Raw genomic sequence first — 24,329 nt, forward strand, 5'->3', positions numbered from 1 at the left:
GCGGGTGTCCGGGATCTTCGGGAGGGGGCCGAAGGAGGCACTCGATCCGGCGGCGCCACGGCATCGCACGGCGACTGGCTACATGAGGTGACCAGCGGTCACTTTCTGTTGCAGAATAGGTCACCGTGTCATACCGGCGATCAAGGGCTCACGCCCGACACGCCGGGCAACACGGCAATGTTGTGGCAGGCTGCACCCGGGCAGGCCACACTCGACTAGCGGAAGCAGCGACGCACGTGACGTCGGCAGGCACCACCCGGGAGGTCCCCATGCCCGAACTGCGTGTCGTGGCCGTCTCCAACGACGGCACACGACTGGTGCTCAAGGCTGCGGACAGCACGGAGTACACGCTTCCCATCGACGAGCGGCTGCGAGCCGCCGTGCGCAACGACCGCGCGCGACTCGGCCAGATCGAGATCGAGGTGGAGAGCCACCTCCGCCCCCGCGACATCCAGGCACGGATACGAGCCGGTGCCTCCGCGGAGGAGGTCGCCCAGTTCGCGGGGATCCCCGTCGACCGTGTCCGCCGCTTCGAAGGCCCCGTGCTCGCGGAGCGCGCCTTCATGGCCGAGCGGGCCCGGAAGACTCCCGTGCGCCGTCCCGGCGAGAACACCGGACCCCAGCTCGGCGAGGCGGTGCAGGAGCGGCTGCTGCTGCGCGGCGCCGACAAGGAGACCGTCCAGTGGGATTCCTGGCGCCGCGACGACGGCACCTGGGAGGTCCTCCTGGTGTACCGGGTCGCGGGCGAGCCGCACTCGGCCAGCTGGACCTACGACCCGCCGCGCCGGCTGGTCCAGGCCGTGGACGACGAGGCGCGTTCGCTGATCGGCGAGACCGACGACGTCGCCGCGCCCGAGCCGAGCTTCCCCTTCGTGCCCCGGATCGCCCGGCTGCCGCGCGACCGGCCGCTGGACCGCGCCCTGGACCGCCAGATGGAGCGGCCCACCGCCCCGCCGCCCCCGCCCGAGCCCGAGGAGCACATCGCGTCCGTCTCGGCCGGTGAGCGCGATTCGCTGACCAGCCTGCTGGAGGCGGTGCCGAGCTTCCGCGGCGACATGGTGGTGCCGGAACGGCCGACGCAGCCCGAGCCTCCCGCGATCGAGCCCGCCGCACAGGAGCCGGAGGCCGACGAGCCACCTGCCGCGGCAGCCTCCGCGGGCGCCGGTTCCGCCTACGCGGATGTGCTGATGCCGCGAGCGGTGGCCGGCCACCGCGACCGGCTGACCGGTACGACGGACCGCCAGGCCGAGGCGGACGGCGTCCGGCCGGGCCGCCGGGCCGCCGTACCGACCTGGGACGAGATCGTCTTCGGTACCCGCCGCAAGAAGCAGGACTGAGCGGGGGAACCACGGCATGACGAGGGCCCGTACGCCACTGCGTACGGGCCCTCGTGCCGTCCGCGTCCGCCGCCCCCGGCGCTTATGGGGCCGGGGGCGGCGGTCCCGGCCGGATCGCCCGCCGTTACTGGGGCTCGGGCCCCGTGGCGACCGGGCGGGACTCGTCGCCGGACCACTCGGACCAGGAGCCCGCGTACAGCGCCGCGGGGATCCCGGCGACAGCCAGGGCCAGGACTTCGTGGGCGCCGGAGACGCCGGAGCCGCAGTAGACGCCGATCCCGTCCGCCCGGTCGGCGCCGAGCTCCTTGAAGCGGACCGCCAGCGCCTCCGGGGCCAGGAACCGGCCGTCGTCCCCGGTGTTCTCGGAGGTCGGGGCCGAGACGGCGCCCGGGATGTGGCCCCCCACCCGGTCGATCGGCTCCACATCGCCCCGGTAGCGCTCGGCGGCCCGTGCGTCGAGCAGCAGCCCCGAGCGGGCCAGCGCCGCCGCTCCGTCCGCGTCGAGCAGCGGCAGCGCGCCGGGAGCGGGCCGGAAGTCGCCCTCGGCCGGGGCCGGGGCCCCGGTCTGGAGCCCACCCGTCCAGGCGGCGAGACCACCGTCCAGGACCCTGACGTCCAGGTGGCCCGTCCAGTGCAGCAGCCACCAGGCACGCGCCGCCGCCCAGCCCTGACCGCCGTCGTACACGACCACCGGGGTGTCCCGGGAGACACCTGCCCGGCGCATCACGGCCCCGAATTCGTCCGGATCGGGCAGTGGATGGCGGCCGCCGCTGCCCGCGGGGCCGGCGAGTTCCGCATCCAGGTCGACGAAGACCGCACCGGGAATGTGCCCGGCCTCGTAGTCGGGCCGCCCGTTCGGGCCGCCCAGCTGCCAACGTACGTCCAGGAGCACCGGCGGACGTGGCCCCGCCGACTCGCTCGCGTATTCGGATGCGGTGATGATGGGCTTCATGGGTGCCATCCTCGCGCAGGAGGCGCCCTGCCCGTAACACCCTCGAAACGGGTGCACCGCAGCAAATCGGTCTCCCTGCGTCGAGATCCGGAAAGTGCGGCGCGGCCGGAGCACATCGTGTGCCGGGTGGTGCCAACATCTGCACGGGGCGTACACATCCCGTACCGCACAACGGCGCACCGGCCCCGTTCCCCCCGTAAGGCCACCCCGATGGTCCGAGGAAAGAGTGACGATGACCGAGGTTGCCGCCCCGCGTACGCCCGGAACACCTTGCTGGGTGAGTCTGATCGTGCACGGTCTGAGTACGACCCAGGACTTCTACGCCGACCTGTTCGGCTGGGAATTCGTGCCGGGTCCGGACCAGCTGGGTCCGTACGTCCGGGCGCTGATCGACGGAAAAGTGGTGGCGGGCCTCGGACAGCTGCCGCCCGACCGGCATCTGCCGGTCGCCTGGACGACCTATCTGGCCACCGACGACGCGGATCTCACGGCGGAGTCCATCCGGGCCTGCGGCGGCACGGTCGCCGTGGGCCCGCTCGACGCGGGTGAGGCGGGCCGGCTCGCCATCGCCTCCGACCCCGGGGGCGCGGTCTTCGGCATCTGGCAGGCCGCCGCGCACGTCGGTACCGCGCTCGCCGGTGCCCCCGGCACGCCGGTCTGGAACGAACTGGTGACCCGCGAGACCGCGACGGTCTGCAAGTTCTACCAGACCGTCTTCGGCTACGAGGCGGAGGCGGTCGTCTCGGCCGACTTCGACTACCAGACCCTGCATCTGGAGGGCCGCCCGGTGGCCTCGCTGCACGGTGTCGGCCACGCCCTGCCGCGCGACCGGGGCCCGCACTGGATGACGTACTTCGAGGTCTCCGACACCGACGAGGCCGCCCGGCGGGTGGTGGAGCTCGGCGGGTACGTCCTGCAGCCGCCCCGGGAGGGCGCGAGCGGCCGGGTGGCGACCGTGGCGGACCCGGAGGGCGCGGCGTTCACGATCGTCCGGTCGGCCCCTCGCTGAGCCGGTCCGACGGCGGCGTCTCAGCCGGCCCGGACCCGTTCGACGTGCCGACGGGCGGGGCCGGCCAGCCGGGCGTGCATCTCGTCGAAGAGCTCGGAGGCGTGGGTTCCGCTCCACTCGGCGGGCAGCAGTTCACGCGCGACCCCGGGATCGAGGTAGACGAGCCGGCGCCAGTCGGTGAGGACCCTGATGTACGTCGCGAACGCCTCCCGGTCCGTCACCGCGCTGCCGTTCGCGATCCGCTCGGCCACCGGGCGGTGCGCGGCGAGGAACTCGACGTACAGCCGCTGCAGCCGGGCGGTGTCCCACCAGGAACGGACCTTCGCGGCGAGTTCCTCTGCGTCTCCCCCGCCGGCCGAAAGGTAGTCGGCCCGGAAGAGGTCGGCGTACGAGCGCAGGCCGTGCCTGGCCAGCATGGACTCCGCTTCGTCGTGCACATGCCCCGGCGCGATCCACACCCCGGCGGACACGGAACCGAAGCCGAGCCGGGTGAGCTGGGTGCGCAGGGTGTGCCGCCTGGCACGTTCGGACTCGGGCACCGAGAAGACGACCAGTACCCAGCCCTCGTCGACGGTGGCCCGCCGGGCCGCGAAGATACGCGGATCGCCGTCGCGCAGGATCCGCTCGGTCTCGGGCGAGATCCGGTAGCCGGCCGCTCCGGACACCGGCCGTGCTTCGAGCAGTCCGGCCCGCTTCAGCCGGGAGACGCAGGAGCGTACGGTCGGCGCCTCGACGCCGAGGTCGGCGAGCAGCTGGATCAGCGAGGCCACCGACATCCAGCCGTCGGTGTCGCGCGCGTACAGCCCGTAGACGGTCACGATCAGTTGTCTGGGCTGCACCTTGCCCAGCGGGCCCGGTCCGGAGTCGTCCTCTTCCGCTTCCGCGCTCACCGTGTTCACGGCCTCATCCTAAGCAGCCGCGGGCGGGTGGCCGACGGGCGGTTCAGGCGGAGGTGACGGGCAGTACGTCCGGCGACAGCACGCCCGCGCGGGCGGTGGCGCTGGTGGTCCTGCGCTGGTGGTGCCGTCGGCACAGCACCTCGTAACCGACCTCGCCCGCCTGCTGGTTGACGTCCCCCACGACCACCTGGGCGCCTTCGACAACCATCTCGCCGCCGACCGTCCGGGCGTTGTGCGTGGCCCGCGCGCCGCACCAGCAGAGCGCCTCGACCTGGAGCGTCTCCACCCGGTCGGCCAGTTCGATCAGCCGCTGGGAGCCGGGGAACAGCTTGGTCCGGAAGTCGGTGGTGATGCCGAACGCGAAGACGTCCAGGTCCAGGTCGTCGACGATGCGTGCGAGCTGATCGATCTGGACGGGAGCCAGGAACTGCGCCTCGTCGACGATCACATAGTCCGCCCGGCCGCCCCGGCTTATCCGGTCGACGAGATGGGCGTACAGGTCCATACCCTCGTCGGCCTCGACGGCCTCGGTGACCAGCCCCAGGCGCGAGGAGAGCTTGCCCTCCCCCGCCCGGTCGTCACGCGTGAAGATCACGCCCTGCAGGCCGCGGGCCGACCGGTTGTGGCCGATCTGGAGCGCCAGCGTGCTCTTTCCGCAGTCCATCGTTCCGGAGAAGAACACAAGCTCGGGCATGAGGGGTCGAGCACCTTTCGGGCATGGGAAGCGATGTGGGGGAGAAACGCGGTCAGGAGCGTACTTCGAGGAGCGGGACGAGCTGCTCGACGGGGGTCATCGAGCCGTGCATGCCGACCATCGCGGACTCGTTCGGCTCGTTGACGGAGGCGGTGATCACCACGTCGTCGTGGGCCGCCGCGACGACGTCGCCGATCCTGCCGTGGACCCGTTCGTCGATCTTCGGGCCGAACCAGCCGGCCGCGATCGCCTCGTCCCGGCTCGCCACCCAGAACTGCTCGCCGAGCACTTCCTGCCAGACGGTCAGTACGTCCGACTCGGCGCCCGGGACGGCGTACACATGCCGGCACCGGCCCTCGCCACCGAGCAGGGCGACACCCGCGCGCAGTTCCCAGTCCTCGTCGAAGTCGATCCGGGACTGCTCGTCGAACGGGATGTCGATCATGCCGTGGTCGGCGGTGATGTAGAGCACCGAGCGGGGCGGGAGCTGTTCGGCCAGGCGCCGCGCCAGGCCGTCCACGTACATCAGCTGGCCGCGCCAGGCGTCGGAGTCGACACCGAAGCGGTGGCCCTTGCCGTCGACCTCGCTGTAGTACGTGTAGACGAGCGACCGGTCACCCGAGGCGAGCCGCTCGGCGGCGGTGTCCATCCGCTCCTCGCCGGAGAGCCGGCCGAGGAACGAGCCGCCGCTGAGCGCGACCTTGGTGAGCGGGGTCTGCTCGAAGGCGGGGGCGGAGACCTGGGCGGTACGCACACCCGCGGCGTCCGCGAGCTGGAAGACGGTGGGGTACGGCTGCCAGGCCTTCGGGGAGGTCCAGGGCCGCCAGCGGAGCTGGTTCATCAGCTCGCCGGTCTCCGGGTTGCGCGCGCTGTAGCCGGGCAGGCCGTGCTCCCCGGGCGGGAGGCCGGTGCCCACGGAGGCCAGCGAGGTCGCCGTGGTGGCCGGGAAGCCCGCCGTTATCGGACGGCCGGTGCCGCCGCGCGAGGTGGGGAGCAGGGAGTGCAGAAACGGTGCCTCGTCGGGGTGGGCCTTGATCTGCTCCCAGCCGAGGCCGTCGATCAGGAACACGCAGTTCCGGTCGGCGGGGGTGAGTTCGGGGATCGCCGCGGTGAAGCCCGGAACACCCTGTCCGGCGACGAGCGTGGGCAGCAGATCGGCGAGCGATCCGCTGCCGTACTCCGGCACCGGGGCGCTCTCGACGGGGAGCAGAACGGGGTCCTGCCAGGCCGGCTGTGCCATCAGCGGCCGGTCGCCGCGGTCGCGGCCGTGGCCTCGGAGAGGGACTGGGCGAAGGCGAGGGTCTGGCGGACGGTGTCCGGGCCGTCCCCGGCCTCGCTGACCCGCAGGCTCAGGTCGTCGGCGGTGGAGTTGCCGGTGTAGCCGTGGTCGGCCTCGCAGTTGGGGTCGCCACAGGCGGCCGGCTCCAGGTCGATCCGGGAGACCGCGCCCCAGCCGATGGTGAGGACGACCTCGCGGGGCAGCGTGCCGGGCACGTACTTCTCGGGGTTGGCGACGACCCGGCTGACCACGACCGACGAGATCCGGTCGAGCTTGACCGACTCCGTGGAGGTGGTGGCGTACGGGGTCGGGGAGCTGGTGTCGGCGTTCTGCTCGTCGGTGTGGCTGACGATGAAACGGTTGTCCGTCAGGACCAGGACCGTGACGTGGCGGCGCACCTCGTTGGAGTCGAAGGTGGTCTCCTGGTGCACCAGGTACGAAGCGACCGGCTCACCGCCCACGGCGGCCTCCACCGCCTCGGCCACGAGGGCCGGGTAGTAGCCACTGCGCTCGATCGCCGCGCGCAGCCCCTGGGTCGTCGTACCGGTCTTTGCCATGAGGACCATCCTACGGGGGGCTGATGACTGCCGGGGACGTTGCGCGGCAGGGCGCTCCGGGCCACACGGGCCCGACGGCGCCCGGGTCAGTAGTTGGGGAGGCGGCGGGGGCCGAGATCGGTGCGGGCCGGGGGCGGCGAGAGGCGGACGCTGGCACCGAGGACGGTCAGCCCCTGGGTGGCGACCACGACCGGTTCCAGGGCGATGGAGACCACCTCGGGGTGGTCGTCGACCAGCCTGGAGACCCGCAGCAGCAGCTCTTCGAGCGAGGCGGTGTCGACCGGCGCCGCGCCGCGCCAGCCGAACAGCACCGGGGCCGCCCGGATGGACCGGATCAGTTCGGCGGCGTCGCGGTCGGTGGCCGGGACGAGGCGGTGGGCGGTGTCGCCGAGGAGTTCGGAGGGCGCGCCCGCGAGCCCGAAGGAGAGGACGGCGCCGGCCGCCGGGTCGATCGTGGCCCGTACGACGGTGTCGACGCCGCGCGGCGCCATGGCCTGGACCACGGGCTGGAGTTCGGCGGGCTTGCCGAGGAGGTCGGTCAGTTCGCCATACGCCCGGCGCAGCGCGGTCTCGTTGGCGAGGTCGAGCCGGACACCGCCGAGATCGGCCCGGTGGCGCAGGTGCGGCGCGGTGGTCTTGAGCGCCACGGGGTAGCCGAGCCGGGCCGCCGCCGCGACCGCGGCGTCCGGGTCGGGCGCCGGGAGCGTCGGCCGTACGGTGATGCCGTAGCGGCCCAGGAGTTCGCGGGCCTGGTCGGGGGTGAGCTGGAGGCCCCTCGGGTCGGGGTCGGGGCCGAGGAGGGTGTCGATGAGGCCGGTGGTGCCGGGCTCGTCGATGGTGTCGTCGAGGAACTCGGGCACCTTGCCGGGCACGGCGGCCTGCCGTCGCCACTGCGCGTACCGCGCCGCTTCGGCCAGGGCGCGCACCGCCCGTTCGGCGGCGGGGTAGGCGGGGATCCGGCCGTTCCGGGCACCGGGGGCACCGGGTGCACCGGCGAGGGGGACCGCTGGTGCCGGACCAGGGCCGGGCGGGGTGGTCGATCCGGTCCGCGCTGCCGGGGCCGGCGGGTTCTGGGCCGGGGGCGGGGTCGGGCGGGGCTGGGCGACCGTGCTGGTGGCCGCTGCGAGGGCCTCGGCCAGCCCGCCGATCTCGACGTGCACGACGGCCACCGGCTTGGCGGGGCCTGCGGCGGCGGCAGTCTGCAGGGCGGCCGCGAGCACCTCCCCGTCGCCCGATTCCGCCTCGCCGTCCTCGCCGACCCACGGGATCGCCGTCACCACCACCGAGTCGCAGCCGTCGTCGGCGAGAGCCTCGGCCAGGGCGTTCCTGAAGTCCTGCGGGGTGGCGGCGGTGGTGAGGTCGAGGGGCGGGCGCGGGCGCAGCCCCTCGGCGAGGCAGGCGTCGTACGTGAGGAGGCCGAGCGATTCGGAGTTGCCGAGGATCGCGACCCGGGGACCGGCCGGGAGCGGCTGGTCGGCGAGGAGGAGACCCGCGTCGACCATCTCGGTCACCGTGTCGACCCGGATCACGCCCGCCTGCCGCATCAGCGCCGAGACCGTCGCGTCCGGGATCCGGCTGACCGGGACCGCGTGGCCGGGCGGGGTGGAACCGCTGTGCCGGGCGCCCTTCACCACGACCACCGGCTTCACCGCCGCGGTGCGCCGCGCGAGCCGGGTGAACTTGCGGGGGTTGCCGAGCGATTCGAGGTACAGCAGCGCGACGTCGGTGTCGGGGTCCTCGTACCAGTACTGGAGGAAGTCGTTGCCGGAGATGTCGGCGCGGTTGCCCGCCGAGATGAAGGTGGACAGGCCCGCACCGCGCCGGTAGAGCCCGGAGAGCAGCGCGATGCCGATCGCTCCGGACTGGGTGAAGAGGCCGATGCGCCCGGGGGCGGGCGGCTCGGGGGCGAGCGAGGCGTTCAGCCGAACCGTTTCGGCGTTGTTGATCAGGCCGAAGGCGTTCGGGCCGATGATCCGCATCCCGTACGAGCGGGCCTGGCGGACCAGTTCGCGCTGCCGTTCCCTGCCCTCGGCGCCCCATTCGGCGTATCCGGCGGAGAGCACGACCAGGCCCTGGACGCCGTGCTCGCCGCAGTCCGCGACGGCTTCCGGGACCCGGTCGGCGGGGACGGCGACGACCGCGAGGTCGACCGGCTCGTCGATCTCGCCGATCGAGCGGTGGGCGGGGACGCCGTCGACGGTCGCCTGGTCGGCGGCGAAGGCGCGGTTCACGGCGTATGTGCGGCCGGTGAAGCCGGCCCCGAGGAGGTTGCGCAGGACCGTGCGGCCGACGCCGCCCGGAGTCCGGCCGACGCCGATGACCGCGACGGATCCGGGGGCCAGCAGGCGCTGCACGGACCGCGCCTCCGCCCGCTGCTCACGGCCGCGCTGGACGGCGAGGGACTCGGCGGTCGGTTCGAGCTCCAGAGTGAGGTGGACGGATCCGTCCTCGAAGCTGCGCCGCTGGGTGTATCCGGCGTCCCGGAACACCTTGATCATCTTGTTGTTGGCGGGCAGCACCTCGGCGGCGAAGCGGCGGATGCCGCGCTCGCGGGCGACGGCCGCGATGTGTTCGAGCAGCGCCGAGGCCACGCCCCGGCCCTGGTGCGCGTCCTGGACGAGGAAGGCGACCTCGGCCTGGTCGGCGGGGGCGGAGGCGGGCCTGCCCCGCTCGTCGATCCGGTCGTAGCGGACCGTCGCGATGAACTCGCCGCCGACCGTGACGGCGAGCCCCACCCGGTCGACGTAGTCGTGATGGGTGAAGCGGTGCACGTCCCGGTCGGACAGCCGCGGGTACGGGGCGAAGAACCGGTAGTACTTCGACTCCTCGGAGACCTGCTCGTAGAAGCTGACCAGCCGTTCGGCGTCGTCCGTGGTGATGGGCCTGATGCGTGCGGTGCCTCCGTCGCGGAGCACCACGTCCGCTTCCCAGTGGTCGGGATAAGCGTGATGCGGACTCTGCTCGGGCGCGGGCTGCATGGGCAAAGCGTACGGCTCTGTCAGCGGTCGCGTAGGTCCCGGGGCCGGGGCAGTCTGAGAGGGCCGATCGGCGGGGTCGCAGGCATTGCGGGCTGTTCCCGGGGCCGGCCGGAGCACCGCGCACCGCGTGAGAGACTGGTCTAGACAACTTTTGATTCGTGAAGGGCAGAACCATGGCTGAGCGCCGCGTCAACGTCGGTTGGGCCGAGGGCCTGCACGCCCGCCCCGCTTCCATCTTCGTCCGTGCCGCCACGGCTTCCGGCGTCCCCATGACGATCGCCAAGGCCGACGGCAACCCGGTGAACGCCGCCTCCATGCTCGCGGTCCTCGGTCTCGGCGCGCAGGGTGGCGAGGAGATCGTGCTCGCATCCGAGGCCGACAACTCCGAAGCGGCTCTGGACCGCCTGGCGAAGCTCGTCGCGGAGGGGCTCGAAGAGCTCCCGGAGACCGTCTGAAACATGTTCCGCGAGAGAGCCGTGGCACCCTGAACCGGGGCCGCGGCTCTTTTGTTTTCCGGAGCGGACCCTCCGGCGAGAATTCGAATGAACGCAATGCGGGCAGGCGGAGCACGGGCATGCGAAATTCAGGTGGCGCGAAATTCGCCCCGGCCCGGTGACATCCCGCGCGATGGCTTCTCTTTGTATACGGCGTAATTGTTAATGCCGGACGCCTGCGGTGTTTACGGAATGTTGCGTGGTCCTCACCCGGCCGGCGCCGGGGGCGGGGGGCCGCCGTCGCAGCCGGTGCGCGGCCGCGGCCCGCTCCGCGTGGTGCGCGGCCAGCGCCCTGGCCCGTTCCGCGTCGCCGCGCGCCACCGCGTCCACGATGGCCCCGTGCTCGGCCCAGGAGTCCACCGGGCGGGCGGGCTGCTCGACCGCGTACATCCAGGCGATCTTGTGTCGCAGCTGGGTGAGCAGCGCGATCAGGCCGGGGCTGCCGGAGGCCTGCGCCAACGTCTCGTGGAACCAGCCGCCCAGTGCACGCAGGTCCTCGCCATCGCCGCGCCGGGCCCGGTCCTGGCCGAGCCGCACGAGGCCGCGGAGCACCTTGAGGTGTACCTCGGTGCGGCGTTGCGCGGCGCGGGCGGCGCCCAGCGGCTCCAGCAGCGTGCGGACCTCCAGGAGGTCGGCCGCCTCCAGCTCGGTGGGCTCGGCGACGCAGGCACCCGCGTGCCGACGGGTGACCACGAAACCCTCGGACTCCAGGGTGCGCAGCGCTTCCCGTACCGGGACGCGGGAGACCCCGTAACGGCGGGCCAGCAACTCCTCCGTGAGACGGCTTCCGCGTTCGAAGACACCGGAGACGATGTCGTCACGGATTGCCGTGCATACCGAATGCGCCGGAATGCGCATGTCCGAACCTCCGCCTCAATCCCCCGCGAAACGCGGCCGGCCGACGCCTGTTACGCGACTCTATTGCAATGCGGCCGCATTTCCGATGCCGGGCGAAAATTCATGAATATCTTTTGGCCACGGGGTGGCCGGGCGGGCAGTCGTCCCACGCTGGCGGGCGGCGGGAATGCCGAAGGCCCCGGCATGCTGCAGGGGCCTTCGGGCGAGGTGGTGCGGTGGGCGTCGGTCAGACGTCGACGCCGTGGGCGCGCAGGTACGCGACCGGGTCCATGTCGGAGCCGTACGACGGGGTCGTCCGGGCCTCGAAGTGGAGGTGCGGCCCGGTGGAGTTGCCGGTCGAGCCGGAGAGGCCGATCTGCTGGCCCGCGCCGACGCTCTGGCCGACGGAGACGCCGATCGAGGAGAGGTGGCCGTACTGCGTGTACGTGCCGTCCGTCATCCGGAGCACGATGTTGTTGCCGTACGCACCGCCCCAGCCGGCCTCGACGACGGTGCCGGCGCCGACGGCGACGACGGAGCTGCCGGAGGCGGCGTGGAAGTCGATGCCGGAGTGGCTGCCGGAGGACCAGAGCGAGCCGCTGGACTTGTAGCCGGTGCTGACGTACGAGCCGGCGACCGGAAGCCGGAAGGCGCCCAGGCGGGTGCGCTCGGCGGACCGGGCGGCGCGGGCCTTCTCGGCGCGGGCCTCGGCGGCGCGCTTCGCTTCGGCCCTGGCCTTCGCCTCGGCCTCGGCCTTTGCCTCGGCCTTCTTCTTGGCCTCGGCCTTGCGGTGGGCCTCGGCCTTCGCCTTCGCCGCGGCGTCGGCCTGGTGCTGCTGGGCGTCGGCCTGGGCGTCGATCCGGTCGGCGAGGGTCTTGTCGATGGCGATGACCTGGCCGAGGCCGGTCTCGCTCGTGGAGGGGGCGTCGGAGTCCGCTGCGAAGGCGGGAGCGGCCAGGCCGCCGATGACGCCGGTGGTGGCCAGAGCCGCGACGCCGACGACCTTCGCGCTGCGGCGCGTCAGTCGGCTCGGGGCACGGTGCTTCCCGGTGGCACGGGTGAACGCCATGGAGTGGCTGGTCCTTTCCTTCCTTCTCGCCTACCGGGTTAGCTGACGGGTTCGGAGCAGGAAGGTCTCCTACGGATGCCCCGGCCCGTCCGGGCTCAGGCATCCGATTCACCCCAGGGACTTCGTGGGTCCCCGGCTCCCCAGGCTCGCGCCTGACGGGGACTCGGCGATGACTGTCCGGTACGTCGCGGATGCGGCATACGAGTGACGGACAGTCCAGCCGACGCTAAGCGGGGTCACTTTCATTCACCAAACGGACAGGCCGTTTTGTAGCGCATCCCACAGGGCAGACAGGCAACCTCCCCCTCAGAACAGACAAAAAGGAAGACCCCGGCGAGATCGCGCTCGCAAGAGCCTTCCTTCTGTCCCGATATCTGGCGATATGCCGAGAGTGGAGACGGGCGGGGCAGGGATGATGACCGGCCCCGCCCGGCGTCCGCCGGGCCACTCGTCAGCCGGTGACCACCGACACCTCTCCGATACCCAGCGCACGGACGGGCTCCTCGATCCGTGCCGCGTCGCCGACGAGGATCGTGACCAGCCGGTCACCCGGGAAGGCGTTGACGACCGCCGCGGTCGCCTCGACCGTGCCGGTCTCCGCGAGCCGGGCGTACAGCTGCGCCTGGTAGTCGTCGGGGAGGTGCTGCTCGACCTGGTCGGCGAGGGTGCCCGCGACTGAGGCCGCCGTCTCGAACTTCAGGGGCGCCACACCCACGAGGTTCTGCACGGCCGTCTCGCGTTCCTCGTCGGTCAGCCCCTCGGCCGCCAGGGTCCGCAGCACGGTCCACAGGTCCTTGAGCGCCGGTTCGGTGGACTCCGTGTCCACCGAACCGCTGATGGCGAGCATCGCGGCGCCGGTCGCCCCCGAGGCGGTGTCCGGGGCCGACGACCTCAGCACCTGAGCGAAGGCCCTTACGCCGTACGTGTAGCCCTTCTCCTCGCGCAGCACCCGGTCGAGACGGGAGGTGAGGGTGCCGCCAAGGCAGTACGTGCCGAGCACCTGGGCCGGCCACACGCTGTCGTGCCGGTCGGCGCCGATCCGGCCGATCAGCAGCTGCGTCTGCACCGCGCCCGGACGGTCGACGATCACCACCCGCCCGGTGTCGTCGGCGGTGATCGGCGGCGCGGGGCGCGGGGCCGCGGTGTCTCCCGACCAGTCGCCGAGGGTGTCGGCGAGCAGGGCGTCCAGGTCGATGCCGGTGAGGTCACCGACGACCACGGCGGTCGCCGTGGACGGCCGGATGTGGGCGTCGAAAAAGGCGCGCACGGCGGCCGAGTCGATCCGCTCCACCGTCTCCTCGGTGCCCTGGCGCGGGCGCGACATGCGCGCCTCGGCCGGGAAGAGCTCCTTGGACAGCTGCTTGGCGGCGCGCCGGGCCGGGTTGGCCTGCTCGTGCGGGATCTCGTCGAGCCGGTTGCGCACCAGCCGCTCGATCTCGCTCTCGGCGAAGGCGGGCGCCCGCAGCGCCTCGGCGACCAGCGCGAGGGCCTTGGCCAGCCGGGAGGCCGGGACCTCCAGGGAGACCCGGACACCGGGGTGGTCGGCGTGCGCGTCGAGGGTGGCGCCGCAGCGCTCCAGCTCGGCGGCGAACTCCTCGGCGCTGTGCTTGTCGGTGCCCTCGTTCAGTGCCCGCGACATGATCGTGGCCACGCCGTCGAGGCCCTCGGGCTCGGCGTCCAGCGGGGCGTCGAGGAAGATCTCGACCGCCACGACCTGCTGGCCGGGGCGGTGGCAGCGCAGCACCGTGAGGCCGTTGGGCAGAGCGCCGCGCTCGGGAGCGGGGAAGGCCCAGGGACGGGCGGTGCCGGGGGCCGGCTGCGGGTGGTACTGCATCGAAACTCCAGTCGCGGCAGCGTCGGTCACTGGTCCGCCCCCTCGTGCGCGTCGGTGTCGTCGGCGTCGGTCGCGTCAGTGTCGTCGGTGTCCGCTGCGTCCGTGGGCTCGGCCGGTTCGACCGGCTCGTAGACCAGCACCGCACGGTTGTCGGGGCGCAGCTGGGCCTTGGCGGCCGCCTGGACCTCCTCCACGGAGACGTCGAGCACCCGCTGAACGGCGGTCAGGGCGAGCTGCGGGTCGCCGAACAGCACCGCGAACCGGCACAGTTCGTCGGCACGGCCGGCGACCGTACCGAGGCGGTCCAGCCACTCGCGCTCCAACTGGGCCTGCGCGCGCTCCATTTCCTCGGGCGTGGGGCCCTCGGCGGCGAACCGGGCGAGCTCCTCGTCGACCGCGGCCTCGACCTGCGGCACCTCGACGCCGCCGGACATCTTGACGTCCAGCCAGCCCAGCGAGGGCGCACCGGCCAGCCGCAGCAGTCCGAACCCGGCCGCCACGGCCGTACGGTCACGGCGCACCAGGCGGTTGTACAGCCGCGACGACTCGCCGCCGCCGAGCACGGTCAGCGCGAGGTCGGCCGCGTCGCACTCGCGGGTGCCGTCGTGCGGCAGCCGGTAGGCGGCCATCAGCGCGCGCGCCGGGACCTCCTCGCGCACCTCCTCGCGCAGCTGCTCGCCGATGATCTCGGGGAGCGTGCCGTCGCGCGGCGGCTGCTTGCCGTCGTGGGACGGGATGGAACCGAAGTACTTCTCGATCCAGGAGAGGGTCTGCTCGGGGTCGATGTCGCCTACGACCGAGAGCACCGCGTTGTTCGGCGCGTAGTACGTACGGAAGAAGGTGCGCGCGTCCTCCAGGGTCGCGGCGTCCAGGTCGGCCATCGAGCCGATCGGGGTGTGGTGGTACGGGTGGCCCTCGGGGTAGGCCAGTGCCGTCAGCTTCTCGAACGCCGTGCCGTAGGGGACGTTGTCGTAACGCTGGCGGCGCTCGTTCTTGACGACGTCGCGCTGGTTCTCCATGGACTCCTCGTCGAGCGCGGCGAGCAGCGAGCCCATCCGGTCGGCCTCGAGCCACAGGGCCAGCTCCAGCTGGTGCGTGGGCATGGTCTCGAAATAGTTGGTGCGCTCGAAGCTGGTGGTCCCGTTGAGCGAGCCGCCGGCCCCCTGCACCAGCTCGAAGTGGCCGTTCCCCTTGACCTGGCCGGAGCCCTGGAACATCAGGTGCTCGAAGAGGTGAGCCAGCCCCGTGCGCCCCTTGACCTCGTGGCGCGAGCCGACGTCGTACCAGAGGCAGACCGCGGCGACCGGGGTCAGATGGTCCTCGGAGAGCACCACGCGCAGGCCGTTGGCCAGGCGGTGCTCGGTCGCTGTCAAGCCGCCGGAGCCGGCCTGAGCGGTGGCCGTGTGACCCATGGGCATGTACGTCCCTTCGATCGCGATACTGGATTTCCTGCGAGACCTGCCACCTTAGGCAAGCGCACGGACCCCTGGCGAAGTTCCCGTAACGCGGAAGTTCGCATGAAAGAGGGGCGCATCCCCCGCTCGGCGGGGCGCGAAAGCGCCTCGGCCGGGGCCCGGAACGCCTCTTGGGACGGGTCGAGGTCGGCGATGTCAGTGCGGCGGTCCACAATGGTCCGCGTCAGAACCTGAGGTTGCCCGAACAGAATCCGTGAAGGAGTCGCAGCAGCGATGGCCCGCCGCAGCACGAAGACCCCGCCGCCGGACGACTTCGAGGAGAAGATCCTCGACATCGACGTCGTCGACGAAATGCAGGGCTCCTTCCTCGAGTACGCGTACTCGGTGATCTACTCACGGGCCCTGCCCGACGCCCGCGACGGCATGAAGCCGGTGCACCGCCGCATCGTGTACCAGATGAACGAGATGGGCCTGCGCCCCGATCGCGGCTTCGTGAAGTGCGCCCGCGTCGTCGGCGAGGTCATGGGCAAGTTGCACCCGCACGGGGACACGTCGATCTACGACGCGCTGGTCCGTCTGGCGCAGCCGTTCTCCATGCGGCTCCCCCTCGTCGACGGCCACGGCAACTTCGGCTCGCTCGGAAACGACGACCCGCCGGCCGCCATGCGGTACACCGAGTGCCGGATGGCCGACGCGACGTCACTGATGACGGAGTCGATCGACGAGGACACCGTCGCTTTCCAGTCGAATTACGACGGCCAGGAGACGGAACCGACCGTTCTCCCCGCCGCGTATCCGAACCTCCTGGTCAACGGGTCGTCCGGGATCGCGGTCGGCATGGCGACCAACATGCCGCCGCACAACCTGGGCGAGGTCATCGCCGCCGCCCGGCACCTGATCAAGCATCCGGGCGCGGACCTGGAGACCCTGATGCGGTTCGTGCCGGGTCCCGACCTGCCCACCGGCGGCCGGATCGTGGGCCTGGGCGGCATCAAGGACGCGTACGCCCGCGGCCGCGGCACGTTCAAGATCCGTTCGACCGTCTCGGTGGAGAACGTGACGGCCCGCCGCAAGGGCCTGGTCGTCACCGAACTGCCCTTCTCCGTCGGCCCGGAGAAGGTGATCGCCAAGATCAAGGACCTGGTCTCGGCGAAGAAGCTCCAGGGCATCGCGGACGTGAAGGACCTGACCGACCGCGAGCACGGCCTGCGACTGGTCATCGAGGTGAAGAACGGCTTCGTGCCGGAAGCGGTGCTGGAGCAGCTCTACAAGCTGACGCCGATGGAGGAGTCCTTCGGCATCAACAATGTGGCGCTGGTCGACGGACAGCCGCTCACGCTGGGGCTCAAGGAGCTCCTGGAGGTCTATCTCGACCACCGCTTCGACGTGGTGCGCCGGCGCAGCGAGTTCCGCCGGGGCAAGCGCCGCGACCGGCTGCATCTGGTCGAGGGCCTGCTCGTCGCGCTGATCGACATCGACGAGGTCATCCGGATCATCCGGTCCAGTGACAACTCGGCGCAGGCGAAGGAGCGGCTCGTCGAGCGCTTCTCGCTGAGCGAGATCCAGACGCAGTACATCCTGGACACCCCGCTGCGCAGGCTGACCCGGTTCGACCGGATCGAGCTGGAGAGCGAGCGGGACCGGCTCAACGGCGAGATCGAGGCGCTGACCGCCATCCTCGAATCGGACACCGAGCTGCGCAAGCTGGTCTCCTCGGAACTGGCCGCGGTCGCCAAGAAGTTCGGCACCGACCGTCGTACGGTGCTGCTGGAGTCGGCCGGTGCGCAGGTCGCCTCGGTGCCGCTGGAGGTCGCGGACGACCCGTGCCGGGTGCTGCTGTCCTCGACCGGTCTGCTGGCCCGTACCGCCAATGACGAGCCGATCGTGCTCGCCGAGGACGCCAAGCGTTCCAAGCACGATGTGATCGTGTCGGCGGTGCCGGCGACGGCCCGCGGCGATGTGGGCGTGGTGACGTCGACGGGCCGGCTGCTGCGGCTCGCGGTGATCGATCTGCCCCAGCTGCCGGACACCCATGCGGCGCCCAATCTGTCGGGCGGGGCGATGATCGCCGAGTTCCTCACGCTGGAGAGCGACGAGTCCGTCGTCTGCCTCACCACGCTCGACGAGGCCTCTCCCGGGCTGGCGATCGGCACCCTTCAGGGGATCGTCAAGCGGGTGGTGCCGGATTACCCGGCCAACAAGGACGAGCTGGAGGTCATCGCCCTCAAGGACGGGGACCGGATCGTCGGCGCCGCCGAGCTGCGGACCGGCGAGGAGGATCTGGTCTTCATCACGTCCGATGCGCAGCTGCTGCGCTACCCGGCGGCGCAGGTGCGGCCGCAGGGCCGTCCCGCCGGTGGCATGGCGGGGGTCAAGCTCACGGCGGACGCCGAGGTGATCTCGTTCACGGCGGTGGATCCGGCCGCGGACGCGGTGGTGTTCACCGTCGCCGGCTCGCACGGCACGCTGGACGACTCGGTGCTGACGTGCAAGCTCACCCCGTTCGACCAGTACCCGCGCAAGGGCCGGGCCACCGGTGGGGTGCGCTGCCAGCGGTTCCTCAAGGGCGAGGACGTCCTGGTGTTCGGCTGGGCGGGTGCGACGCCCGCCCGCGCCGCGCAGGGGAACGGCACGCCGAGCGAGCTGCCGGAGCCGGACCCGCGGCGCGACGGTTCGGGGACGCCGCTGGGCAAGCCGGTCGCGGTGGTCGCCGGACCGGTGTAGCCGGGCGGCCGGGCGGCGCGTGGCGGAGTGCTACGCGTCGCCCGGTCGGTCGGGCTGTTGTACGTACCGCAGGACGCCCCACATGCTTCGCTCATGTGCGGCGTCCTGCGTCGCGTCCGGACCCGGTGCGGCGCTCTCGCGACAGTCCGCGATCTCCTTGTGCAGGGCGTCCGGGGCGATGCCCGAGCCGATCAGCACCAGCTGGGTCCGGCGTGGCTCGTCGCGCTTCCAGGGCTGCGGCTCGAACCGCAGGAACCTGCCGACCGCGTGCAGGACGTACTTGTTGGCCCGGTCGCCCACGCCGAAGTCGACGAATCCCTTGATCCGGTAGAGGCCCTGCGGCCGGGAGTCGAGAAACTCCATCAGGCGGCGGGGGTTCATCGGCACGTCCGCGGTGAAGGACACGCTGTCGTACGCGGCGTGCAGGTGGTGCTCGTGCCCGTCCCCGCCCTCTTCCTCGCTGCGGTCCCGGAGCAGGTCCTCGAAGGTGAGTTGGCGTACCTTCTCCTCGCCGTCCGGCCGCAGCGCCGGGTCGAAGAGCAGCTGGGGGTCGATGCGTCCGTACGCGGCACCGATGACGGCCGCCGCGCCGCCGGGGGCACCCGCCGCGGCGATGGCGTCCCGGATGCGGGTCTGTTCCTCGCTGCCGATCCGGTCGGTCTTGTTCAGCACGACGAGGTCGGCGACGGCGAGATGGCGGTCGATCTCCGGATGACGGTCCCGGGTGGCGTCGAACTCGGCGGCGTCGACGACCTCGACCAGTCCCCCGTACACGATGTGCGGATTCTCGCTGGCCAGGATCATGCGCAGGAGTTCCTGCGGTTCGGCCAGTCCGCTGGCCTCGATCACGATCACGTCGAGACGGGCGGCGGGCCCGGTCAGTGTCTCCAGGAAGGTGTCGAGCTCGCTGGCGTCGACCGCGCAGCACAGGCAGCCGTTGCCCAGCGAGACCGTGGAGCCGACCTGTCCGGAGACCGTCATGGCGTCGATCTCGATGGAGCCGAAGTCGTTGACGATCACACCGATCCGGTTTCCGGCGCGGTTGCGCAGGAGGTGGTTGAGCAAGGTCGTCTTGCCCGACCCCAGGAACCCCGCAAGGACGATGACCGGGATCTGCTGCTTGCGGGGCGGGGACGTCGGGTTCAACTCGGACCTCTCTCGGGGACCTCAGGGCACGGGGACCGGCTGCGGCGGGGGCGTACCGACATAGCGGGCCGCCGGGCGGATGATCTTCGAGTCCTCCGCCTGCTCCAGGATATTGGCGCTCCAGCCGACCACCCTCGCCGCGCAGAACGTCGGCGTGAACATCTCGCGCGGCAGCCCGCACAGCTCCATGACGACCCCGGCGTAGAACTCCACGTTGGTGTGCAGCTCCCGGCCCGGCTTGAGCTCGGCGAGTATCGCCTCGACCTGGCGCTCGACCTCGACGGCGAAGTCGACCAGCGGGCCGCCGAAGCCCTGGGCGATGCCCCGCAGCATCCGTGAGCGGGGGTCCTCGGTGCGGTAGACGGGGTGCCCGAAGCCCATGATCCGCTCGCCCGCGAGCACGCGTTCGCGGATCCAGCCGTCGATGCGGTCGGGGGTGCCGATGGCGTCCAGGGTGTCGAGCGCCCGGCTGGGCGCTCCGCCGTGCAGCGGTCCGGAGAGCGCGCCGACGGCCGCCACCAGGCAGGCCGCCATGTCGGCACCGGTGGAGGCGACGACGCGGCCGGTGAACGTCGAGGCGTTGAAGCCGTGGTCGATGGTGGAGATCAGGTACTGCTCCACGGCCCTGGCGCGCGCGGGGTCCGGTTCCGAGCCGGTGAGCATGTAGAGGTAGTTGGCCGCGTGGGGCAGGTCGTCTCGCGGCTCGACCGGTTCGAGGCCCCGGCCGAGGCGGTGCAGGGCGGTGAGCACGGTGGGAACGGCGGCGCAGGCGGCCAGGGCGTCGGCGCGGCGCCGGTCGGCGTCGATGTCGTACACCGGCCGGAAGCCGGCCGAGGCACCGAGGAGCGAGAGGGCGGTACGCAGACCGGCCAGGGGCCCGGAGGCGGCGCCGGCGCGTGCGATGGCGGGCAGCGCCTCGCGCACCTCGGCGGGCAGCCGGCGCAGCGCGGCGGTGCGGGCGGCGAATTCGGTACGGGCCGCGGCGTCGGGCAGCGTGCCCTCGGACATCAGGTACCAGACGTCCTCGAAGCTGCGGACCTGTGCCAGTTCGATCGCCGAGTACTGCCGGTAGTGGTAGAAGCCCTCGCGCCCCCGGACATCGCCGAGGGCCGTGTCGGTGACGACGACGCCCGCGAGGCCTCGGGGTACGTCGAGCGGGGTTCCGCTGGTCATGGTCGGCATCTCTTCCTCCGTGAGCGTCCCGGCGGGTCTCAGTGGTATTGATTTCGACCTTCCATGATTGACTTGAATCCTGTCAACATTGATTGAATCAACATAGATACGGTGTCGGCATGAAGGATCAAGCAGCTCCCGGCGACGGTCCGGAGGCGATGGCTCCGCAGCGGCTGAGCACCCGGGAGGCGGCGGAACGCCTCGGGGTGAAGCCCGAGACGGTGTACGCGTACGTCAGCCGGGGCCAGCTCAGCAGCAGGCGCGCCCCGGGCGGACGCGGCAGCACGTTCGACGCCGCCGAGGTCGACGCGCTGGCCCGCCGCACGTCCCGCAGGCCCCCCTCCCCCGCCACCGGCGACCTGGTCTTCCGCACCGGCATCACGCTGATCGAGGACGACCGCTACTACTTCCGCGGGGTCGACGCGGTCGAGCTGGCCCGGCGGTACGCCTACGAGGAGGTCGCCGAGTGGCTCTGGACGGGCGAGCTGCGGCCCGGCGTCCGCTTCACGGCACCGGTCGAGGCGCTGGCCGCGGCGCGCCGGGCGGTCGACGCGCTGCCCGTGCACAGCGGCTCGACGGACCGGTTGCGGGTGGCGGTGGTCGCCTCGTCGACCGCCGATCCGCTCCGGTTCGACCTCTCGCACGAAGCGGTGCTCGCCGCCGCGCGGAGCCTCGTTCCGACCCTGGTCGGCGCACTGCCCCCGGCCGTCGGCGCACCGCCGGCGGCCAGGGCGACCGAGGAGCGGACGGAGGGGAGCAGCGCCGGACTGGCCCGGCAGCTGTGGCCGAAACTCACCGCACGGCCGGCCGACGAACCGTCGCTCGCCGCGCTCGACACCGCCCTCGCCCTGCTGATCGACCACGACCTCGCGGCCTCGACGCTGGCCGCCAGGGTCGCCGCATCCGCCCGCGCCCATCCTTACGCGGTGGTCTCCGCGGGCCTCGGAGTCCTGGAGGGCCAGCTGCACGGGGCGGCAAGCGGGCTGGCGCACCGGATGCTGGCCGAGGTCCTGGAGCGGGGCAGCGCCGTGCCGGTGGTCGCGGACCATCTCCGTACCGGGCGCAGGGTGCCCGGACTCGGCCACCGGCTCTACACCGCCGAGGACCCGCGGGCGCGGGCGCTGTTCGCCCTGCTCGCCCAGGTGCCGCAGGCGGCCGCGGCGCTGGCGGCCGCACGTGACGTGGTCGCCACGACGGCCCGGCACGCTCCCCTGCACGCCAATGTCGACCTGGCGCTCGCCGTGCTCTCGGTCTCCTGCGGCATGTCCGCCGAGGCCGGCGAGACGGTGTTCGCGGTGTCCCGCACGGCCGGCTGGATCGCCCATGCCCTGGAGGAGTACGGCGAACGGCCCCTGCGGATGCGCCCCAGCGGCCAGTACGGCGGGCCCCGGCCGCCTCAGCCGCTGCCCGAGGCCGGTGCCACCGCCATGGGTGAACCGCCGGGATAGGCGGTCCGCGGGGAAGCGCGGAAGGGGACTCCGGGACGAGGCACTCCGAGAGGCGGGCTCCGGGGGTTCCGGGAGGGGAATTTCGGAAAGCGCCGGAATGCCCTTTACCGTTCATACGATGAGCGCCGCACCGCCCACCGCCAGGAGAGCGCGCCGGCCCGTCTGGCCGCAGCGGGTCTTCTCCCAGGTCCTGCTGATGCAGCTGGCCGTCGCCACCGGCGTCACCGTGCTCGCCACCGGCCTCTTCCTGGCGCCCCTCAGCGAGCAGCTGGACGACCAGGCGATGCGCCGTGCCCTGGCCATCGCGCAGAGCACGGCGGCCCAGCCCCAGATCACCGAGGCGCTGCTCGCCACCGACCCGTCCCCCACCGGACCCGTGCAGTCCGCGGCCGAGCGGATCAGGCGCGCCACCGGCGCCGAGTACGTCGTCGTCATGGACCGGCGCGGGGTGCGCTGGTCGCACACCGACGCCGACGAGATCGGCAAGGTCGTCTCCACCGACCCGAGCGACGCGCTCGCCGGCCGCAACGTCATGGAGATCGACAACGGGACACTCGGCCGCTCCGCCCGTGGCAAGGTGCCGCTGCGCGACGAGGCGCAGCACATCGTGGGCGCGGTCTCCGTCGGGATCGCGTACGAGGGTGTCCGCGCCCGGCTCCTCGCCACGATCCCCGGGCTGTTCGCCTACGCGGGCGGTGCGCTGGCCGTGGGGGCGCTGGCCGCCTATCTGATCTCCCGGCGTCTCCAGAGGCAGACCCATGACCTCGCGTTCTCCGACATCTCCGCGCTGCTGACGGAGCGCGAGGCGATGCTGCACGGCATCAGGGAAGGAGTCGTCGCGCTCGACCGGACGGGCAGGATACGGCTGCTGAACGACGAGGCGCAGCGGCTGCTCGGGCTCGGCCCCGACGCGGCGGGCCGCCCGCTGGACGCCGTGCTCGGCGCGGGCCGGACGGCCGATGTGCTGGCGGGCCGGGTGCTCGGCGACGATCTGCTGACGGTCCAGGGCACCCGGGTCCTGCTCGCCAACCGGATGCCGACCGACGACGGGGGCGCCGTCGCCACCCTCCGCGACCGCACCGAACTCGAACACCTCGGCCGCGAGCTCGACTCGACGCGCGGCCTGATCGACGCGCTGCGGGCCCAGGACCACGAGCACGCCAACCGGATGCACACGCTCCTGGGGTTGCTGGAACTGGACCTGCACGAGGACGCCATGGAGTACGTCACCGAGATCGTGGGCGTCCAGCGGGCGACCGCCGAGCAGGTCACCGAGAAGGTGCACGATCCGCTGCTGGCCGCGCTCCTGGTCGGCAAGGCGACCGTGGCGGCGGAGCGCGGTGTCGCGCTCCGCATGGCCCCGGGGACGCTGCTCCCGGACCGGCTGGTGGACCCTCGCGGGCTGGTCACCGTCGTCGGCAACCTGGTGGACAACGCGCTGGACGCGGCGGCCGGTGCGGACGGCGCTCTGGTCGAGGTGGGTCTGCGCGCCGAGGGCCGTACGGTGGTGCTGCGGGTCGGCGACAGCGGTCCCGGGGTGCCGCCCGGTCAGCGTGAATCGATCTTCACGGAGGGCTGGTCGACGAAGGAGGTCCCGGCACACGGCAAACGCGGTCTGGGCCTCGCCCTGGTGCGGCGGCTGGCGGAACGGCAGGGTGGCGGCGTCACCGTCGACGAGGGCGCGGACGGCGGCGCCGAGTTCACCGTCGTACTGCCGGAGGCCCTTGCCGACACAGTGGAAATGACCGAAACGAATACCGGCACGGCGGGAGAAGCTCAGTGATCGAGGTCCTGGTCGTGGACGACGACATCCGGGTCGCGAAGGTCAACGCGGCCTATGTCGCCAGGGTGCCGGGATTCCGGGTGACCGCCCAGGCGCACTCCGCCGCCGAGGCCCTCGCCACGATCGAGAGCCGGCCCGTCGATCTGGTGCTGCTGGACCACTACATGCCCGACCGCAACGGCCTGGCCATGGTGCGGGAGCTGCGCAGGCTCGGCCACCACACCGACGTGATCATGGTGACGGCGGCGCGCGACGTCGCCACCGTCCAGGAGGCCATGCGGCACGGCGCGCTGCAGTACCTGGTGAAGCCGTTCGCGTACTCGGGGCTGCGCACCAAGCTGGAGGCGTACGCGGCGCTGCGCCACACGCTGGAACGCGGTGGCGAGGCCGAACAGGGCGAGGTGGACCGGCTCTTCGGCGCCCTGTGGGCGGCGGGCGAACCCGATCTGCCCAAGGGGCACTCGCCGACCACGGCGGAACTGGTCAGGCAGGCACTCCGGAGCGCCGACGGGCCGCTCTCCGCGCAGGAGATCGCGGAGAGCGCCGGCATGAGCAGGCAGACCGCCCAGCGCTATCTGAAGCTGCTGGAACGGACCGGCAGGGTGCGGCTGACGCTGCGGTACGGCGAGACGGGCCGCCCGGAACACCGCTACACCTGGTCCACCGGCACACAGACCTGACCCCGACCGTGCGGTGATACG

The 24,329-nt window shown here is 72.2% G+C and carries 19 protein-coding genes and 1 riboswitch; of the genes, 7 read left to right on the forward strand and 12 right to left on the reverse strand.

Translation table 11 applies throughout. The features are described 5' to 3' along the window. Nucleotides 1-269 precede the first annotated feature (269 nt). Nucleotides 270-1,337, forward strand: coding sequence for a septation protein SepH (gene sepH, locus ACFYY7_RS07340; RefSeq protein WP_351262554.1), 1,068 nt, complete (start codon nt 270-272; stop codon nt 1,335-1,337). 124 nt (nt 1,338-1,461) lie between these two features. On the opposite strand, the gene ACFYY7_RS07345 is transcribed toward sepH, so the two are convergent. Further along, nucleotides 1,462-2,289: a sulfurtransferase gene (locus ACFYY7_RS07345; protein WP_388658187.1), complete on the reverse strand. Its 828-nt coding sequence runs from the start codon at nt 2,287-2,289 to the stop codon at nt 1,462-1,464. A 232-nt stretch (nt 2,290-2,521) separates the two neighbouring features. Between ACFYY7_RS07345 and ACFYY7_RS07350 the strand changes: the two genes are divergently transcribed. Beyond that, complete coding sequence (locus tag ACFYY7_RS07350; RefSeq protein WP_388658190.1) at nt 2,522-3,298, forward strand: VOC family protein; 777 nt, start codon at nt 2,522-2,524, stop codon at nt 3,296-3,298. Nucleotides 3,299-3,318: 20 nt separating this feature from the next. Here ACFYY7_RS07350 and ACFYY7_RS07355 read toward each other — a convergent pair whose 3' ends face one another. The 5 genes from ACFYY7_RS07355 to ACFYY7_RS07375 all read right to left on the reverse strand — a co-directional run bounded on the left by ACFYY7_RS07355 (nt 3,319) and on the right by ACFYY7_RS07375 (nt 9,705). Continuing rightward, nucleotides 3,319-4,197: a PaaX family transcriptional regulator C-terminal domain-containing protein gene (locus tag ACFYY7_RS07355; RefSeq protein ID WP_388658193.1), complete on the reverse strand. Its 879-nt coding sequence runs from the start codon at nt 4,195-4,197 to the stop codon at nt 3,319-3,321. A gap of 43 nt (nt 4,198-4,240) precedes the next feature. Then, on the reverse strand, nt 4,241-4,891 hold the full coding sequence (locus tag ACFYY7_RS07360; RefSeq protein WP_266729269.1) for a thymidine kinase: 651 nt from the start codon (nt 4,889-4,891) through the stop codon (nt 4,241-4,243). A gap of 52 nt (nt 4,892-4,943) precedes the next feature. Next, nucleotides 4,944-6,131: an alkaline phosphatase family protein gene (locus ACFYY7_RS07365; RefSeq protein WP_388658196.1), complete on the reverse strand. Its 1,188-nt coding sequence runs from the start codon at nt 6,129-6,131 to the stop codon at nt 4,944-4,946. Next, entirely contained in the window at nt 6,131-6,727 is a 597-nt protein-coding gene (locus tag ACFYY7_RS07370) for a DUF5998 family protein (RefSeq protein ID WP_093539487.1), read from the reverse strand. The genes ACFYY7_RS07365 and ACFYY7_RS07370 overlap by 1 nt, the downstream gene beginning before the upstream one ends. An 86-nt stretch (nt 6,728-6,813) precedes the next feature. Beyond that, nucleotides 6,814-9,705, reverse strand: coding sequence for a GNAT family N-acetyltransferase (locus ACFYY7_RS07375; protein ID WP_388658200.1), 2,892 nt, complete (start codon nt 9,703-9,705; stop codon nt 6,814-6,816). Nucleotides 9,706-9,878: 173 nt separating this feature from the next. On the opposite strand from ACFYY7_RS07375, the gene ACFYY7_RS07380 reads away from it, so the two are divergent. Beyond that, a complete protein-coding gene (locus ACFYY7_RS07380) occupies nt 9,879-10,160 on the forward strand; it encodes an HPr family phosphocarrier protein (RefSeq protein ID WP_356088077.1) in 282 nt (93 codons plus the stop codon). A 201-nt stretch (nt 10,161-10,361) separates the two neighbouring features. On the opposite strand, the gene ACFYY7_RS07385 is transcribed toward ACFYY7_RS07380, so the two are convergent. The 4 genes from ACFYY7_RS07385 to ACFYY7_RS07400 all read right to left on the reverse strand — a co-directional run bounded on the left by ACFYY7_RS07385 (nt 10,362) and on the right by ACFYY7_RS07400 (nt 15,357). Beyond that, entirely contained in the window at nt 10,362-11,057 is a 696-nt protein-coding gene (locus ACFYY7_RS07385; protein ID WP_388658203.1) for a GntR family transcriptional regulator, read from the reverse strand. 226 nt (nt 11,058-11,283) lie between these two features. Beyond that, nucleotides 11,284-12,105 (reverse strand): M23 family metallopeptidase, encoded by an 822-nt coding sequence (locus ACFYY7_RS07390; protein WP_388658206.1) that lies wholly within the window; start codon nt 12,103-12,105, stop codon nt 11,284-11,286. A gap of 13 nt (nt 12,106-12,118) precedes the next feature. Further along, a riboswitch (cyclic di-AMP (ydaO/yuaA leader) is annotated at nt 12,119-12,284 on the reverse strand. A gap of 272 nt (nt 12,285-12,556) precedes the next feature. After that, nucleotides 12,557-13,939: a M16 family metallopeptidase gene (locus tag ACFYY7_RS07395; protein WP_388658209.1), complete on the reverse strand. Its 1,383-nt coding sequence runs from the start codon at nt 13,937-13,939 to the stop codon at nt 12,557-12,559. Between the two features lie 26 nt (nt 13,940-13,965). Then, a complete protein-coding gene (locus ACFYY7_RS07400; RefSeq protein WP_388658211.1) occupies nt 13,966-15,357 on the reverse strand; it encodes a M16 family metallopeptidase in 1,392 nt (463 codons plus the stop codon). A gap of 270 nt (nt 15,358-15,627) precedes the next feature. Here ACFYY7_RS07400 and ACFYY7_RS07405 point away from each other — a divergent pair, with 270 nt between their 5' ends. Then, nucleotides 15,628-18,078 carry a DNA topoisomerase (ATP-hydrolyzing) subunit A gene (locus ACFYY7_RS07405; RefSeq protein ID WP_388658213.1) on the forward strand — a complete coding sequence of 817 codons (2,451 nt, stop codon included), beginning with the start codon at nt 15,628-15,630 and terminating at the stop codon, nt 18,076-18,078. A 30-nt stretch (nt 18,079-18,108) separates the two neighbouring features. Here the strand turns inward: ACFYY7_RS07405 and ACFYY7_RS07410 are convergent, their stop codons facing one another. Then, complete coding sequence (locus tag ACFYY7_RS07410; RefSeq protein WP_388658215.1) at nt 18,109-19,224, reverse strand: CobW family GTP-binding protein; 1,116 nt, start codon at nt 19,222-19,224, stop codon at nt 18,109-18,111. A gap of 21 nt (nt 19,225-19,245) precedes the next feature. Continuing rightward, nucleotides 19,246-20,406, reverse strand: a complete 1,161-nt coding sequence (locus ACFYY7_RS07415; RefSeq protein WP_388658218.1) for a citrate synthase/methylcitrate synthase — start codon at nt 20,404-20,406, stop codon at nt 19,246-19,248. A gap of 110 nt (nt 20,407-20,516) precedes the next feature. On the opposite strand from ACFYY7_RS07415, the gene ACFYY7_RS07420 reads away from it, so the two are divergent. From ACFYY7_RS07420 to ACFYY7_RS07430, 3 genes are all read left to right on the forward strand, one after another. Continuing rightward, on the forward strand, nt 20,517-21,845 hold the full coding sequence (locus ACFYY7_RS07420) for a citrate/2-methylcitrate synthase (RefSeq protein WP_388658220.1): 1,329 nt from the start codon (nt 20,517-20,519) through the stop codon (nt 21,843-21,845). Between the two features lie 118 nt (nt 21,846-21,963). Next, nucleotides 21,964-23,628 (forward strand): ATP-binding protein, encoded by a 1,665-nt coding sequence (locus tag ACFYY7_RS07425; protein WP_388658223.1) that lies wholly within the window; start codon nt 21,964-21,966, stop codon nt 23,626-23,628. Next, nucleotides 23,625-24,308, forward strand: coding sequence for a response regulator (locus tag ACFYY7_RS07430; protein WP_266729281.1), 684 nt, complete (start codon nt 23,625-23,627; stop codon nt 24,306-24,308). Before ACFYY7_RS07425 ends, ACFYY7_RS07430 begins: the two co-directional genes overlap by 4 nt. Nucleotides 24,309-24,329: the final 21 nt, after the last annotated feature.

The sequence above is a fragment of the Streptomyces sp. NPDC001933 genome, from assembly GCF_042890955.1.
Taxonomy (GTDB): Bacteria; Actinomycetota; Actinomycetes; order Streptomycetales; family Streptomycetaceae; genus Streptomyces.